This window comes from Citrobacter sp. MGH110 (assembly GCF_001037515.1).
GTDB classification, from domain to species: Bacteria; Pseudomonadota; Gammaproteobacteria; order Enterobacterales; family Enterobacteriaceae; genus Citrobacter; species Citrobacter portucalensis.
On sequence record NZ_KQ089830.1, the window covers coordinates 3,175,743 to 3,191,495 of the forward strand.

The 15,753-nt window shown below is 53.3% G+C and carries 13 protein-coding genes; 8 read left to right on the forward strand and 5 right to left on the reverse strand.

The window, feature by feature from the left end; genetic code table 11:
- The first annotated feature begins 24 nt into the window (after positions 1 to 24).
- The 3 genes from pyrB to ridA all read left to right on the forward strand — a co-directional run bounded on the left by pyrB (position 25) and on the right by ridA (position 1,898).
- On the forward strand, positions 25 to 960 hold the full coding sequence (gene pyrB, locus SK38_RS14890) for an aspartate carbamoyltransferase (protein WP_003025818.1): 936 nt from the start codon (positions 25 to 27) through the stop codon (positions 958 to 960).
- Positions 961 to 973: 13 nt separating this feature from the next.
- On the forward strand, positions 974 to 1,435 hold the full coding sequence (pyrI, locus tag SK38_RS14895) for an aspartate carbamoyltransferase regulatory subunit (protein WP_048236256.1): 462 nt from the start codon (positions 974 to 976) through the stop codon (positions 1,433 to 1,435).
- 76 nt (positions 1,436 to 1,511) lie between these two features.
- A complete protein-coding gene (ridA, locus tag SK38_RS14900; RefSeq protein WP_000047544.1) occupies positions 1,512 to 1,898 on the forward strand; it encodes a 2-iminobutanoate/2-iminopropanoate deaminase in 387 nt (128 codons plus the stop codon).
- A gap of 91 nt (positions 1,899 to 1,989) precedes the next feature.
- Here ridA and SK38_RS14905 read toward each other — a convergent pair whose 3' ends face one another.
- The 5 genes from SK38_RS14905 to mgtL all read right to left on the reverse strand — a co-directional run bounded on the left by SK38_RS14905 (position 1,990) and on the right by mgtL (position 8,138).
- Positions 1,990 to 3,276 carry a TRAP transporter large permease gene (locus SK38_RS14905; RefSeq protein ID WP_003830349.1) on the reverse strand — a complete coding sequence of 429 codons (1,287 nt, stop codon included), beginning with the start codon at positions 3,274 to 3,276 and terminating at the stop codon, positions 1,990 to 1,992.
- A gap of 30 nt (positions 3,277 to 3,306) precedes the next feature.
- On the reverse strand, positions 3,307 to 3,816 hold the full coding sequence (locus tag SK38_RS14910) for a TRAP transporter small permease (RefSeq protein WP_048236257.1): 510 nt from the start codon (positions 3,814 to 3,816) through the stop codon (positions 3,307 to 3,309).
- A gap of 62 nt (positions 3,817 to 3,878) precedes the next feature.
- Entirely contained in the window at positions 3,879 to 4,856 is a 978-nt protein-coding gene (locus tag SK38_RS14915) for a TRAP transporter substrate-binding protein (RefSeq protein ID WP_008786055.1), read from the reverse strand.
- 375 nt (positions 4,857 to 5,231) lie between these two features.
- Complete coding sequence (gene mgtA, locus SK38_RS14920) at positions 5,232 to 7,940, reverse strand: magnesium-translocating P-type ATPase (protein WP_048236259.1); 2,709 nt, start codon at positions 7,938 to 7,940, stop codon at positions 5,232 to 5,234.
- A gap of 144 nt (positions 7,941 to 8,084) precedes the next feature.
- A complete protein-coding gene (mgtL, locus tag SK38_RS25425) occupies positions 8,085 to 8,138 on the reverse strand; it encodes a mgtA regulatory leader peptide MgtL (RefSeq protein ID WP_223240846.1) in 54 nt (17 codons plus the stop codon).
- Positions 8,139 to 8,329: 191 nt separating this feature from the next.
- Between mgtL and treR the strand changes: the two genes are divergently transcribed.
- From treR to nrdG, 5 genes are all read left to right on the forward strand, one after another.
- The gene (gene treR / locus SK38_RS14925) at positions 8,330 to 9,277 is read left to right on the forward strand and encodes a trehalose operon repressor TreR (protein ID WP_048236260.1); all 948 of its coding nucleotides are present in this window, start codon (positions 8,330 to 8,332) and stop codon (positions 9,275 to 9,277) included.
- Positions 9,278 to 9,434: 157 nt separating this feature from the next.
- Positions 9,435 to 10,853, forward strand: a complete 1,419-nt coding sequence (treB, locus tag SK38_RS14930; protein WP_008786051.1) for a PTS trehalose transporter subunit IIBC — start codon at positions 9,435 to 9,437, stop codon at positions 10,851 to 10,853.
- Between the two features lie 49 nt (positions 10,854 to 10,902).
- On the forward strand, positions 10,903 to 12,555 hold the full coding sequence (gene treC, locus SK38_RS14935; protein ID WP_048236261.1) for an alpha,alpha-phosphotrehalase: 1,653 nt from the start codon (positions 10,903 to 10,905) through the stop codon (positions 12,553 to 12,555).
- Positions 12,556 to 12,963: 408 nt separating this feature from the next.
- Complete coding sequence (gene nrdD, locus SK38_RS14940; RefSeq protein ID WP_048236263.1) at positions 12,964 to 15,102, forward strand: anaerobic ribonucleoside-triphosphate reductase; 2,139 nt, start codon at positions 12,964 to 12,966, stop codon at positions 15,100 to 15,102.
- Between the two features lie 159 nt (positions 15,103 to 15,261).
- On the forward strand, positions 15,262 to 15,726 hold the full coding sequence (gene nrdG, locus SK38_RS14945; RefSeq protein WP_008786048.1) for an anaerobic ribonucleoside-triphosphate reductase-activating protein: 465 nt from the start codon (positions 15,262 to 15,264) through the stop codon (positions 15,724 to 15,726).
- The last annotated feature ends 27 nt before the right edge of the window (positions 15,727 to 15,753 follow it).

The following is a 15,753-nucleotide window of genomic DNA, read 5'->3' on the forward strand; positions in this document are numbered from 1 at the left end:
TTGCCCAGGCGTCAGGAGATAAACATGGCTAACCCGCTCTATCAAAAACACATCATTTCCATAAACGACCTCAGCCGCGATGACCTCAATCTGGTCCTCGCAACAGCGGCGAAATTAAAAGCTAACCCACAGCCGGAGCTGTTAAAGCATAAGGTTATCGCCAGCTGCTTCTTTGAAGCCTCAACCCGCACCCGTTTATCCTTTGAAACCTCCATGCACCGCCTGGGCGCCAGCGTGGTGGGTTTCTCTGACAGCAGCAACACCTCTCTGGGCAAAAAAGGTGAAACACTGGCCGACACTATTTCCGTCATCAGCACCTATGTCGACGCCATCGTAATGCGCCATCCGCAGGAAGGCGCCGCGCGTCTGGCTACGGAGTTCTCCGGTAACGTTCCGGTACTGAACGCAGGCGACGGCTCCAACCAACATCCCACCCAAACGCTGCTGGATCTGTTCACCATTCAGGAAACTCAGGGTCGCCTGGACAATCTGCACATCGCCATGGTGGGTGACCTGAAATATGGCCGCACCGTCCATTCCCTGACCCAGGCGCTGGCGAAGTTCGAAGGTAACCGCTTCTACTTCATCGCCCCGGACGCGTTGGCCATGCCGCAATACATTCTGGATATGTTGAATGAAAAAGGTATCGCCTGGAGCCTCCACGGCACTATTGAAGAGGTGATGGCGGAGGTCGATATCCTCTATATGACCCGCGTACAAAAAGAGCGTCTGGACCCGTCCGAATACGCCAACGTGAAAGCGCAGTTTGTTCTGCGCGCCAGCGATCTGAACGGCGCCAGAGCAAACATGAAGGTACTGCATCCGCTGCCGCGTATCGATGAGATCACCACCGACGTCGACAAGACGCCGCACGCCTGGTATTTCCAGCAGGCTGGCAACGGCATCTTCGCCCGCCAGGCGTTACTGGCACTGGTACTGAATAGCGAACTGGCACTGTAAGGGAGAAAAAGAGATGACACACGATAACAAACTGCAGGTTGAAGCCATCAAACGTGGCACCGTGATTGACCATATTCCCGCACAGGTTGGTTTTAAGCTGCTGACGCTGTTCAAACTGACGGAAACCGACCAGCGTATCACCATCGGTCTGAACCTGCCGTCAGGCGAGATGGGCCGTAAGGACCTGATTAAAATTGAAAACACGTTCCTGACCGATGAGCAGGTAAACCAGCTCTCCCTGTACGCCCCGCAGGCAACGGTAAACCGCATTGACGATTACGACGTGGTGGGTAAATCACGTCCGAGCCTGCCAGAGCGTATCGACAGCGTACTGGTTTGCCCGAACAGCAACTGTATCAGCCATGCTGAGCCGGTTTCCTCCAGTTTTGCAGTGAAAAAGCGTGCCGATGACATCGCACTCAAATGCAAATACTGTGAAAAAGAGTTTTCGCATTATGTGGTGCTGGCCAACTAATTGGGGTTGGTTATGAGATCCCGGCTCCCTATAATGAGCGGGAACATTCTACTACCGCTGTAATTCAGGAGAAATCATGAGCAAGACTATCGCGACGGAAAATGCACCAGCAGCAATCGGCCCATACGTTCAGGGCGTTGACCTGGGTAGCATGGTAATCACTTCCGGTCAGATCCCGGTCGATCCGAAAACCGGTGCCGTAGCGGAAGACGTGTCCGCTCAGGCACGTCAGTCGCTGGAAAACGTAAAAGCTATCGTTGAAGCAGCAGGCCTGAAAGTGGGCGATATCGTAAAAACGACCGTCTTCGTAAAAGACCTGAACGATTTCGCAACCGTAAACGCGACCTACGAAGCATTCTTCACCGAACACAACGCGACCTTCCCTGCGCGTTCTTGCGTAGAAGTTGCCCGTCTGCCGAAAGACGTGAAAATCGAGATTGAAGCGATCGCCGTTCGTCGCTAAATCTGCTTGTGCCGGATAGCGGCTTCGCGTAATCCGGCCTACGCAAGCGTAGTTTGTAGGCCCGGTAAGCGCGAGCGCCACCGGGCATTTATCACATCACACCAAACAGTTTCGGCAGGAACAGCGAAATCGCCGGAATGTACGTCACGAGCATCAGCACCAGGAATAGCACAAGGTAGAATGGCAACATCGCCTTCACCACCTGCTCTATTTTCTGTTTACTCACCGCACTGGCCACAAACAGCACCGACCCTACCGGCGGCGTAATCAGGCCGATCCCTAAGTTCACCAGCATGATCATGCCAAAATGAACCGGATCAATGCCGAGCGCGTTGGTCACCGGCAGCAGAACCGGCGTCAGAATGAGGATCAGCGGTGCCATATCCATCAGCGTACCGATCAACAGCAGCATGATGTTAATACACATCAGGATGACGTATTTGTTGTCCGAGATGCTGGTGAAGGCTTCAGTGATACGCATCGGCAACTGCATATAAGTCATGACAGCACCGAACGCGGCGGCAAAGCCTATCAGGATCATGACGATAGTGACCGTTTTCACCGTGCGGAACATCAGCTTCGGCAGCTCAGACCATTTATAGTCACGATAGATAAACATGGTGACAAAGAAGGCCCACAGGCAGGCAATTGCCGCAGACTCCGTTGCGGTAAAGATACCTGACAGGATACCGCCCATGATGATCACAACGGTCATCAGGCCCCACAGCGTATCGACGAAAATCTTCAGCGCCTGGCGAAACGGTACACGTTCTCCTTTTGGATAACCGCGCTTGTGCGCAAAAGCCACGCACATCACCATCAGGCTGAGGCTTAACAGCAGCCCCGGCAGGATCCCGGCGATGAACAGCGCGGCAATCGACACCGTGCCGCCGGTCGCCAGCGAGTAAATAACCGAGTTATGGCTGGGCGGCGTAAGAATCGCCTGTACCGAACCACTGGCCGTTACCGCTGCGGCAAAGTCACGCGGATAACCTTTTTTATCCATCTCCGGGATCATTACCGAACCGATGGACGCGGTATCAGCCACAGACGATCCGGAAATAGCGCCAAAAAAGGTTGATGCCACAATGTTTACCAGCGACAGTCCGCCGCGGATAAAACCAACAAAAATATAGGCAAAGTTCACCAGTCGCCGCGCAATTCCCCCTTCGGCCATGATAGCCCCGGCCAGAATAAAGAATGGGATCGCTAACAGAGAGAACTTGTTCACCCCGCTGGTCAGTTGGATCATTACCGCTTCCAGCGGAATATCTATGTACCAGGCCCCAATGATGGCGCTAATGCCAACCGCGTACGCTACCGGTACCCCAATCGCCAGCATAATGCCGAGCGTAAAGACGAGAATAAATGCATCCATCTGCTTTCCTTTCTGAAATGGGGGCGGTAACTAGCTGGTCGATCCCAGCATGACAACGGGACGTTGGTACTGCGGTCCACGGAAAATCTTTTCTGCGATAAACAGCAGCGTTATGGCAGAGCCAATCGGCAACGGAAGATAGTTTTGCCCGGCGCTTAAAAGCGGGAATTCCGCCACGGGCTGGTCCCACAGTTCAAGACAGAGATTGGTTCCGTACCAGAGGATAAACAGGCTTATCGCCACCAACATAACGTCTGCGATTACCGAGCAATAACGGCGGGAAGCATCCCCCAGACGGTCAGTCACCATGCTCACCGCGATATGCGAACCTGCACGATAGCTCACCGCCGCGCCAATAAAGGTGAATGTCACCATACAGAGAATAGCGACGGGTTCAGGCCATGACAGGGCGTTATTCAGAACATAACGCGCGAATATGCCAATGGGGATAATGGCGACCATGACCAATAATGCGATACCGGCAATCCACATTGACACCCGATAAATAAAATCCATTACCGATGAATAGCATTCACCCATAATTATCACCTCGAATTAATCAAAAGATTCAGGCGGAGGGTTGATATCCTCCACCTGATGAATTACTTCACATCCTGAATACGTTTGATCAAATCCTGGTGGTCTTTACCATAATTATCCCGCACTGACTGCGTGGCTTTATAGAAATAGTCCGTATCAATATCGTGGAACTGAACGCCGTTGGCTTTCATGGTCTCCAGTGATTTCGCATTATAATCCTGCCAAAGTTTTCGTTGCTCTATCTGTGCTTCTTTGGCGAGTTTAATAATGAGATCCTGATCTTCTTTTTTCAACTTATCCCATTTAGCTTTCGAAAACAGAAAAAGCTCAGGAATAATAAAGTGTTTGCTCCAGGTATAGTTTTTCACGACCGGCAAATAGTTATGCGCAACAAACGTTGGCGGGTTATTTTCCGTGCCATCAATAACGCCGGTCTGCATGCCGCTAAATACTTCACTGACGCCCATGACAACGGAGTTAGCGCCCATCGCTTTCAGGGTATCCAGCGCTATCGGACTTCCTTGAACGCGGATTTTCATACCGTGTAAATCTTCCGGTTTCACCACCGGATTTTTGGTGATCAGGTTACGCGTGCCGGCATCCATCCAGCCGAGAAACACCAGCCGCGATTTGGTATTAGCCGTCAGACGGTCGCCAATCTCCTGACCGATCATGCCGTCGAGAACCTTATGCAGATGGTCCTCATCGCGGAAAATATATGGCAGGGTAAACACGTTAATTTCAGGGAGAATGGCGGCAACAGGCGTCATTGAGACACGAATAATATCGATAGCGCCTAATTGCGCCTGTTCAATCATCTGTTTTTCATCGCCTAACACGCCACCAGGAAATGTTTTAATCTCCAGACGCCCGTCGGTCGCGGCGCTAAGTTTTTCCCCCATATGTTTGACAGCAACAACGTTCGGGTAATCAGCCGGATGCACATCTGCGGCGCGAAAAGTTTGTGCCAGCGTTGCATGACTCATCAGTAATACAGACGCGCCAATACATAGACTTAACAGGTTTTTTGTCAGTTTCATTTGTCCTTCTCCAGAAGTTCATAATATCCATTAACAGGAATAGCTTGCAGAGCAAATGACTGCCGGAATTAAAAACGGGCAGCGAGAAACTTTCTTAACGACGTTACCTGCGCAGACTAACTGGTGTAACAATTTATTTCGATGACTGCGTTCACAAAAAATCGTAGTTGCTTAAAATTTTTAGCACACTGTTTCATTTTTGCAATGCAGATCGTTTTATTGATAAAAAAACAACGCAAGGAAGGCGATTTGATACTAATAACACCCGTTAGCATTTCAATAAAAATAAAACACTAATGTTGTGAGGTAATATCTTCGAATGAAAATGAGGAATGCAGGATGGTATTAACACCATCCTGCTGAGGCGTTTGATGTTTACTGCCAGCCGTAGCGACGGCTATAAAAACCTTTCACTAATTGAGTCAATGTCATGTAACCCGCCAGAATCGCAATCAGCCACGGGAAGTAGCTCAGCGGCAATGCCTGCAATTGCAGATAGCTGGCCAGCGGCGAGAACGGTAATGCAATGCCGACAACCATCACCACCAGCGTCATCAACATCAGCGGCCACGCGGCGCGGCTCTGGATGAACGGCACACGACGGGTACGGATCATATGCACAATCAACGTTTGCGACAGCAGGCCCACCACGAACCAGCCAGACTGGAACAACGTCTGATGTTCAGGCGTATTGGCATGGAAGACGAACCACATCAGGCAAAAGGTCAGAATGTCGAAGATCGAGCTGATCGGTCCAAAGAAGATCATAAAGCGGCCCAATTCGCTGGGATTCCAGCGCTGCGGCTTTTTGATCTGCTCTTCGTCGACGTTATCAAACGGAATCGCCACCTGGGATACATCGTACAGCAGGTTCTGAATCAGTAAGTGCAGCGGTAACATCGGCAGGAACGGTAAGAAGGCGCTCGCCACCAGCACGCTAAACACGTTACCGAAGTTTGAACTGGCCGTCATTTTGATGTACTTCAGCATGTTAGAGAAGGTACGGCGTCCTTCAATCACCCCTTCTTCCAGCACCATCAGGCTCTTTTCCAGCAGGATGATATCCGCCGCTTCACGCGCAATATCAACCGCGCCGTCAACGGAGATACCAATGTCCGCCGCGCGCAGCGCCGGGGCATCGTTTATACCATCGCCCATAAAGCCGACCACATGGCCTTCGCGCTTGAGCAGCGTGACAATGCGCTCTTTGTGCATTGGCGTCAGACGGGCAAACAGCGTGGTGCGCTGAGCAAGCCGAGCCAGCTCATCATCGCTTAACCCTTCAATGCTGCTACCGATAACCACATCGCCCGCATCCAGCCCCACTTCATGACACACTTTTGCCGCCACCAGTTCGCTATCGCCAGTGAGGATTTTCACCGTAATGCCGCTGGCTTTCAGCGCTTTAAGCGCAGGTGCGGTGGTCTCTTTCGGCGGATCGAGGAACGCAATATAGCCTTCGAGGATCAGATCTGATTCATCAATACGCTGGTAATCACCTTCACGCGCTGGCAGGTATTTCGTCGCCACCGCCACCACGCGCAGCCCCTGGCGGTTCAGCGTGTCCGTAACGCGTTTCACCCGACGCAGCATGTTGTCATCTAACGGGACTATCTCACCGTTGTGACGCACCTGGGTACATACGCTGAGGATCTCCTGTAGCGCCCCTTTACAGACCAGCTGATGCACATCGGTTTCTTCTGCCACCACTACCGACATGCGGCGACGTTCAAAATCAAACGGGATCTCATCGATTTTCTGCCAGCGAGTCGAGAGCTGGCGGGCTGATTCTTCGTCCACACCTTCCAGCACCGCCGTATCCAGCAGATTCTTCAGCCCGGTCTGATAATGGCTGTTCAGCCACGCAGAATGCAGGACATGTTCGCTGGGTTTACCAGAGATATCCGTATGATTCTCAAGTACAATTTTATCCTGAGTCAGGGTGCCGGTTTTATCGGTGCACAGAATATCCATTGCGCCAAAGTTCTGGATAGCGTCGAGGTGTTTAACGATAACCTTTTGTTTTGACAGCTTCACCGCCCCACGCGCCAGCGTTGAGGTGACGATCATCGGCAGCATTTCCGGTGTCAGTCCCACCGCCACAGACAGGGCAAACAGCGCTGCTTCCCACCAGTCACCTTTGGTGTAACCGTTGATAATAAGCACGATGGGCGCCATCACCAGCATAAAGCGGATCAGCAGCATGCTGACGCGGCTGATCCCTTTCTGGAAGGCATTCTGCTCGCTTTCCTGCTCGCTGACGCGACCCGCCAGTTGCCCGAACCAGGTATTGGCGCCGGTTGAAATCACGATGGCCTGCGCCGTGCCGCTCACCACGTTGGTGCCCATAAAGCACAGGGTATCGCATTCCAGCAGGTTGCTTTGCTGCGGATCGCGGCTGGTTGCCACTTTCTCCACCGGCAGCGATTCACCGGTCAGCGAAGCCTGGGCTACGAACAGGTCACGAGCCTGCACCACGCGCAGATCGGCTGGGATCATATCCCCTGCCGCCAGCTTGATGACATCGCCGGGAACCAACTGGTCGATCGGCAGTTCAACCCAGCCGTTCTCCCCTTTCTCGTTGATAACGCGCAGCACCGTGGCGGTGTTGCTGACCATCGCTTTCAGCGCATCAGCCGCTTTGGTGGAGCGCGCCTCCTGCACAAAATTCAGCAGCGTAGAGATGACGACCATCAGGGCGATGACGCCAGCGGCAAACAGATCTTCGGTGGCATAGGAAATCGCCCCGAGAATGGTCAGCAGTATATTAAACGGGTTGCGATAGCAGACCCACAGATGCACCCACCAGGGTGACGGCTTCTGCGCCGGCAACTGGTTCTCGCCATGTATTTCGCGGGCGTTCTCGACTTCTGCGGCGTTTAAGCCTTCCGGATGAGCGCCGAACGTTTTCCACAGCGCGTCTTCGTCCATCAGCGCCATTTTCAGGCAATGTTCGCTCAGCGATGGCGGGATCGGTGTGCTGGCAACGGTCTGAGCATTCGGCAACGGATCGCGATGCACCAGACGATGTGGTAAATGGCGGCTTAGCCGGGCAAACAGCTGGCGGGTCATATTTTTGAACATAGGCAGTCCCTCTGCACCAGTATAAACAGGCGCAGTAAATCCTTCAGGCGTGGCAAAGCCTTGCCTGGTGGCAATATTAAAATCACAACAGGGACGTCAGAACGTCACTGTCTTACTGTTCCGGTAAGACAGTGAAAGACAGGCTTACCGGAAAGGGTTGTTTCTCCATCTCGGGAGAGGGGTGGGATCGGGATCCATATAGCCTCCGGTAAGTGAATGATTTGCGCCGCGGATTATACGCAGAAAACCATAAGGTTTGTGGCAATTATGGCGGTATGATAAACCATGGAAACTAAACCAAACGTATACCAGACTTTGCCCATTGCGCCGCGCTTGAGTAAAGTTATTCTCTATTTGGCATAACTTCACACGCAACACGGGAAAACAAGATGCAAAATCGGCTGACCATTAAAGACATCGCCCGCTTAAGCGGTGTGGGAAAATCAACCGTTTCCCGTGTGCTCAACAATGAAAGCGGCGTGAGTGAACGCACCCGCGAACGCGTTGAGGCGGTGATGAATCAGCACGGTTTTTCCCCTTCCCGCTCCGCACGCGCCATGCGCGGACAAAGCGACAAGGTGGTGGCGATTATCGTCACGCGTCTGGACTCGCTTTCGGAAAATCTCGCCGTGCAGACCATGCTGCCCGCCTTTTATGAACAGGGCTACGATCCGATCATGATGGAAAGCCAGTTCTCGCCCGAGCTGGTTGAAGAACATCTCGGCATGCTCAGACGCCGCAACATTGATGGCGTGGTGCTGTTTGGTTTTACCGGCATTACTGAAGCCATGCTCGCCTCCTGGCAAGATTCTCTGGTGCTGCTGGCAAGAGATGCAAAAGGCTTTGCCTCCGTCTGCTATGACGATGAGGGTGCCATTCGTACCCTGATGCAGCGTTTATACGAACGCGAGCATCGCCATATTAGCTTTATTGGTGTTCCGCATAGCGATGTGACCACTGGTAAACGCCGCCATGAGGCTTACCTGGCATTCTGTAAAAAACATAGACTGCATCCTGTGGCCGCGCTGCCGGGTCTGGCCATGAAGCAGGGCTATGAGCAGGCCGCCAACGTCATCACCCCGGAAACCACCGCTTTAGTCTGTGCGACGGATACCCTTGCCCTTGGCGTCAGCAAATACCTGCAGGAGCAGCGGATTGAGAACCTGCAGCTGGCGAGCGTGGGCAGCACGCCGCTGATGAAATTCCTCCATCCGGAAATTATCACCGTCGATCCAGGATACGCCGAAGCCGGGCGACAAGCGGCCTCGCAGCTGATCGAACAGATCAACGGCCGAAGCGAACCACGACAAATCGTTATTCCTTCCACCCTCTCCTGATCGCTTTCTGAGCATTAATTTGTGATCTTCGCTGCGTTTCGGGAACGTTCCCATTTTTAAATATTCATCGAAGATATACTCTGGCGCCAACAACGAGAGAGTTGCCGAATGACGACGCAACAGCGTCTTTTCCGGTCTACGGGGAACACACACCATCATGAGCAAAATAAAACAAGCAGACATCGACCGGCTGATTGAGCTGGTTGGCGGGCGCGACAATATCGCTACGGTGAGTCACTGCATTACTCGCCTGCGTTTTGTGCTGAATCAGCCTGCAAACGCCAGGCCGAAAGAGATCGAATTGTTGCCAATGGTCAAAGGCTGCTTCACCAACGCCGGGCAGTTTCAGGTGGTAATTGGCACCGAGGTGGGCGATTACTACAAAGCGCTGTTGGCGACCACCGGACAAGCCAGTGCCGACAAAGAGCAGGCAAAGAAAGCGGCGCGGCAGAACATGAAGTGGCACGAGCAGCTGATTTCTCACTTCGCGGAGATCTTCTTCCCGCTGCTGCCAGCGCTGATTAGCGGCGGCCTGATCTTAGGTTTCCGTAACGTGATCGGCGATCTGCCCATGAGTAACGGGCAGACGCTGGCGCAGATGCATCCTTCGCTGAAAACCCTCTATGACTTCCTGTGGCTGATTGGTGAAGCGATCTTCTTCTATTTGCCGGTCGGAATTTGTTGGTCGGCGGTGAAGAAAATGGGCGGTACGCCGATCCTCGGTATTGTGCTGGGCGTGACCCTGGTTTCTCCGCAACTGATGAACGCCTATTTGCTCGGTCAGCAGGTGCCGGACGTGTGGAACTTCGGCCTGTTCAGTATTGAGAAAGTGGGCTACCAGGCGCAGGTCATTCCGGCACTGTTGGCCGGGCTGGCGCTCGGGTTTATTGAAACACGCATGAAGCGCATCGTCCCGGATTACCTGTATCTGGTGATCGTCCCGGTGTGCTCGCTGATCCTTGCGGTATTCCTTGCGCATGCCTTTATCGGTCCATTTGGCCGCATGATTGGCGACGGTGTCGCGTTTGCGGTCCGTCATCTGCTGACCGGCAGTTTTGCTCCGATTGGCGCGGCGCTGTTCGGCTTCCTGTATGCCCCGCTGGTGATCACCGGTGTGCATCAGACCACGCTGGCTATCGACATGCAGATGATTCAGAGCATGGGCGGTACGCCGGTATGGCCACTGATCGCACTGTCGAATATCGCTCAGGCCTCTGCGGTGGTCGGGATCATTATCTCCAGTCGCAAACACAACGAACGTGAAATCTCCGTTCCAGCCGCGATCTCCGCCTATCTCGGGGTAACCGAACCAGCAATGTACGGGATCAACCTGAAATACCGCTTCCCAATGCTGTGCGCGATGATCGGCTCCGGTCTCGCCGGACTGCTGTGCGGCCTGAATGGTGTGCTGGCGAACGGGATTGGCGTCGGCGGTTTGCCGGGCATCCTCTCCATCCAGCCGACTTACTGGCAGGTCTTTGGCATGGCGATGGTCATTGCGATTGTCATCCCAATGATACTGACCTCATTCGTTTACCAGCGTAAACACCGTCTGGGCACATTACAGATTGTCTAACTTTTCTTCGGGGCGCAGTTGCGCCCCAGTGTATTTCCAGGAAACAACCATGAATATTCCCCACTGGTGGCAAAACGGCGTTATCTATCAGGTTTACCCCAAGAGTTTTCAGGACACCACCGGCAGCGGCACCGGAGATTTACGCGGCGTGACGCAGCGCCTCGACTATTTGCAAAAGCTGGGCGTTGATGCCATCTGGCTGACGCCGTTCTATATTTCGCCGCAGGTTGATAACGGTTACGACGTCGCAGACTACACATCTGTCGATCCGGCCTACGGCACGCTGGAAGACTTTGACGAACTGGTGGCGCAGGCGAAAGTGCGCGGCATCCGTATTATTCTCGACATGGTGTTTAACCACACCTCAACCCAGCACGCCTGGTTTCGTGAAGCGCTGGATAAAGACAGCCCGTATCGTCAGTTTTATTTCTGGCGCGATGGCACGCCAGACTGCCCGCCAAATAACTGGCGCTCCAAGTTTGGCGGCAACGCCTGGGGCTGGCACGCCGAAAGCGAGCAGTACTATCTGCACCTCTTTGCTCCGGAGCAAGCCGACCTGAATTGGGAAAACCCGGCGGTACGCGCCGAGCTTAAGAAAGTATGCGAGTTTTGGGCCGATCGCGGCGTGGACGGACTGCGCCTCGACGTGGTGAATCTTATCTCTAAAGACCAGGACTTCCCGAACGATCCCGACGGCGATGGACGGCGTTTTTATACCGACGGCCCGCGCGCGCATGAATTTTTGCGTGAGATGAACCGCGATGTTTTTACCCCACGCAACCTGATGACGGTCGGCGAAATGTCTTCCACTACGCTGGAACATTGCCAGCAGTACGCCGCACAAGATGGTAGTGAACTGTCGATGACCTTTAACTTCCACCACCTGAAAGTGGATTACCCCAACGGTGAGAAGTGGACGTTAGCAAAACCCGATTATGTGGCGCTAAAAACCCTGTTCCGCCACTGGCAACAGGGCATGCACAATCAGGCCTGGAACGCGCTGTTCTGGTGTAACCACGATCAGCCGCGCATCGTGTCGCGTTTTGGCGATGAAGGTAAATACCGCGTTCCGTCGGCCAAAATGCTGGCGATGGTGCTGCATGGCATGCAGGGCACCCCCTACATCTACCAGGGTGAAGAGATTGGCATGACCAACCCGCATTTCCGCCAGATTACCGATTATCGCGATGTGGAAAGCCATAACATGTTTGCCGAGTTGAACGGCCAGGGACGCGATGCGCAAGAACTGCTGGCGATCCTCGCCAGTAAATCACGCGATAACAGCCGCACGCCGATGCAATGGGATAGCAGCAAACACGCGGGCTTCACCTACGGCGAGCCGTGGATCAATCTGTGTGACAACGCAGCAGACATTAACGTGGCGGCAGCACTGAACGATGCCGACTCGGTGTTCTACACCTATCAGAAGCTGATCGCCTTGCGCAAAGCGGAGCCGGTTATCACCTGGGGCGACTACCAGGATCTGCTACCGGACAGCCCGCATCTGTGGTGCTATCAACGAGAGTGGCAAGGGCAGCGGCTGCTGGTCATTGCCAATCTGAGCGGTACCTTCCAGAGCTGGCAGCCATCCCAGACCGACGGAAACTGGCAGGTGCTGATGCACAACTATGCCGAGGTTGCCAGCCAACCTGGGGACATGACACTGCGTCCTTTTGAGGCCGTCTGGTGGTTGCAAAAATAGCTTGCAATTATGTTCAGGCCCGGTACGCATAGCGCTACCGGGCGTTGCTATATACGCTTAGCTTAGCTTCCTGTTTTTGTTGAATAATTAATCAGAATTTTCTGCCCACAATTTACAATCGCTGTACTGCCCGTCATCTGTACGCTCCGATTTTTACTTTGCGCTACATCAAATAAATCGTAAACATCCTTGATGCAAATCACTACATATAGAACTTAAAATGCACGCCGACCCAATATGTTGTATTAATCGACTACAATTGCTACAACTACAGTGCACCGTTTAACGGTGGAATTGTGGATAAAGTGGGTCAGGATTGCGGGAAGTCATTGGCAATAGAGATGAATAAAGCCATGACCGCTTCCCCAACCTCTGTGGATAACCTGTTCTTATAAATATGGAGTGATCATGACACCGCATGTGATGAAACGAGATGGCTGTAAAGTGCCGTTTAAATCAGAGCGCATCAAAGAAGCCATTCTGCGTGCAGCTAAAGCAGCGGGAGTCGATGACGCAGATTACTGTGCCACCGTCGCAGAAGTCGTTAGTAGCCAGATGAATGAGCGCAGCCAGGTCGATATCAACGAGATCCAGACAGCGGTAGAAAACCAGCTGATGTCTGGTCCGTACAAGCAACTCGCCCGTGCGTACATCGAATATCGCCACGACCGTGATATACAGCGTGAAAAACGTGGCCGTCTGAACCAGGAAATTCGTGGTCTGGTTGAGCAAACCAACTCTGCTCTGCTGAACGAAAACGCCAACAAAGACAGCAAAGTGATCCCGACCCAGCGCGACCTGCTGGCCGGTATCGTCGCCAAACACTATGCGCGTCAACACCTGCTGCCGCGTGATGTCGTCCAGGCGCACGAGCGTGGTGATATTCACTATCACGATCTCGACTACTCTCCGTTCTTCCCAATGTTTAACTGCATGCTGATCGACCTGAAAGGTATGCTGACGCAGGGCTTTAAGATGGGTAACGCGGAGATTGAGCCGCCAAAATCCATCTCCACCGCGACGGCCGTCACCGCGCAAATTATCGCGCAGGTTGCCAGCCATATTTATGGCGGTACCACCATTAACCGTATTGACGAAGTTCTCGCACCGTTCGTGACCGAGAGCTTTAATAAGCATCGCAAAACCGCTGAAGAGTGGCAGATCCCAGATGCCGACGGTTATGCGCATTCCCGTACCGAGAAAGAGTGCTACGACGCATTCCAGTCCCTTGAGTATGAAGTGAATACCCTGCATACCGCCAACGGTCAGACGCCGTTCGTTACCTTCGGTTTCGGCCTGGGAACCAGCTGGGAATCGCGTTTGATCCAGCAGTCCATTCTGCGTAACCGCATTGCCGGCCTGGGTAAAAATCGTAAAACCGCCGTGTTCCCGAAACTGGTGTTTGCGATTCGTGACGGTCTGAACCACAAGTTTGGCGATCCGAACTATGACATCAAGCAGCTGGCGCTGGAGTGCGCGAGCAAGCGTATGTATCCGGACATCCTGAACTACGATCAAGTGGTTAAAGTGACCGGCTCGTTCAAAACGCCAATGGGCTGCCGTAGCTTCCTGGGCGTATGGGAAAACGAGAACGGCGAACAGGTTCACGATGGCCGTAACAACCTCGGCGTTATCAGCCTTAACCTGCCGCGTATCGCGCTGGAAGCTCATGGCGATGAAGCCACCTTCTGGAAACTGCTCGACGACCGTCTGCTCCTGGCACGTAAAGCGCTGATGACCCGCATTGCGCGTCTGGAAGGCGTGAAGGCCCGCGTTGCACCAATCCTGTATATGGAAGGGGCCTGCGGCGTACGTCTGAAAGCAGACGATGACGTGTCTGAAATCTTTAAAAACGGCCGCGCATCGATTTCTCTGGGTTACATTGGCATTCACGAAACCATCAACGCGCTGTTTGGCGACAAACACTTGTACGACAGCGAGCAGCTTCGCGCTAAAGCTATCGCCATTGTGGAACGTCTGCGTCAGGCGGTCGATCAGTGGAAAGACGAAACCGGCTACGGCTTTAGTCTGTACAGTACACCAAGTGAAAACCTGTGCGATCGTTTCTGCCGTCTGGATACCGCCGAGTTTGGCGTGGTGCCGGGTGTTACCGACAAAGGTTACTACACCAACAGCTTCCACCTCGACGTGGAGAAAAAGGTTAACCCGTACGACAAGATCGATTTCGAAGCGCCGTACCCGCCGCTGGCGAACGGAGGTTTCATTTGCTACGGCGAGTACCCGAACATTCAGCACAACCTGAAAGCACTGGAAGACGTCTGGGATTACAGCTATCAGCACGTGCCGTATTACGGGACCAACACGCCAATCGATGAATGCTACGAGTGCGGCTTTACCGGTGAGTTCGAGTGCACCAGCAAAGGCTTTACCTGCCCGAAATGTGGTAACCACGACGCCGCGCGCGTGTCGGTCACCCGCCGCGTATGCGGTTATTTAGGCAGCCCGGACGCTCGTCCGTTTAACGCCGGTAAGCAGGAAGAAGTGAAGCGCCGCGTTAAGCATTTAGGTAATGGGCAGATCGGTTAATTTCGACAGTATTATAGCCTGGCGATGTGACGCTTTTCGCAAAGCAATTGGCGCCAGGACAAGGCGGCAAGCAAGCGAATCCCGGGGAGCTTACATAAGTAAGTGACCCGGGAGAGCGAGCGCAGACAACGCAGTAATGGCGTCAATTGAGAAGCGAAAATGCGATACCATCAATACTATCCTGTCGATATCGTCAACGGCCCCGGCACTCGCTGCACCCTGTTTGTGTCGGGATGCGTGCATGAATGCCCTGGCTGCTATAACAAAAGCACCTGGCGACTCAATTCCGGCCAGCCGTTTACCAAAGAGATGGAAGACAAGATCATTGCCGATCTGAACGACACGCGAATCCCTCGCCAGGGTATTTCGCTGTCCGGCGGCGATCCGCTGCATCCGCAAAACGTGCCGGATATCCTGCAACTGGTACAGCGTATTCACGCTGAGTGTCCGGGGAAAGATATCTGGGTGTGGACCGGCTACAAGCTTGATGAACTCAACGCCGCACAAATGCAGGTGGTGGATCTCATCAACGTGCTGGTCGATGGTAAATTTGTGCAGGATCTTAAAGACCCGTCGCTGATCTGGCGCGGTAGCAGCAACCAGGTTGTACATCATTTGCGTTAACTTTCAGGCGGTAAATATTCTGTTATC

Bases quoted from the DNA above. Each gene is read 5' to 3' on its own strand.
- pyrB (WP_003025818.1), top strand. From the start codon at position 25: ATGGCTAACCCGCTCTATCAAAAACACATCATTTCCATAAACGACCTC.
- pyrI (WP_048236256.1), top strand. From the start codon at position 974: ATGACACACGATAACAAACTGCAGGTTGAAGCCATCAAACGTGGCACC.
- ridA (WP_000047544.1), top strand. From the start codon at position 1,512: ATGAGCAAGACTATCGCGACGGAAAATGCACCAGCAGCAATCGGCCCA.
- SK38_RS14905 (WP_003830349.1), bottom strand. From the start codon at position 3,276: ATGGATGCATTTATTCTCGTCTTTACGCTCGGCATTATGCTGGCGATT.
- SK38_RS14910 (WP_048236257.1), bottom strand. From the start codon at position 3,816: ATGGGTGAATGCTATTCATCGGTAATGGATTTTATTTATCGGGTGTCA.
- SK38_RS14915 (WP_008786055.1), bottom strand. From the start codon at position 4,856: ATGAAACTGACAAAAAACCTGTTAAGTCTATGTATTGGCGCGTCTGTA.
- mgtA (WP_048236259.1), bottom strand. From the start codon at position 7,940: ATGTTCAAAAATATGACCCGCCAGCTGTTTGCCCGGCTAAGCCGCCAT.
- treR (WP_048236260.1), top strand. From the start codon at position 8,330: ATGCAAAATCGGCTGACCATTAAAGACATCGCCCGCTTAAGCGGTGTG.
- treB (WP_008786051.1), top strand. From the start codon at position 9,435: ATGAGCAAAATAAAACAAGCAGACATCGACCGGCTGATTGAGCTGGTT.
- treC (WP_048236261.1), top strand. From the start codon at position 10,903: ATGAATATTCCCCACTGGTGGCAAAACGGCGTTATCTATCAGGTTTAC.
- nrdD (WP_048236263.1), top strand. From the start codon at position 12,964: ATGACACCGCATGTGATGAAACGAGATGGCTGTAAAGTGCCGTTTAAA.
- nrdG (WP_008786048.1), top strand. From the start codon at position 15,262: ATGCGATACCATCAATACTATCCTGTCGATATCGTCAACGGCCCCGGC.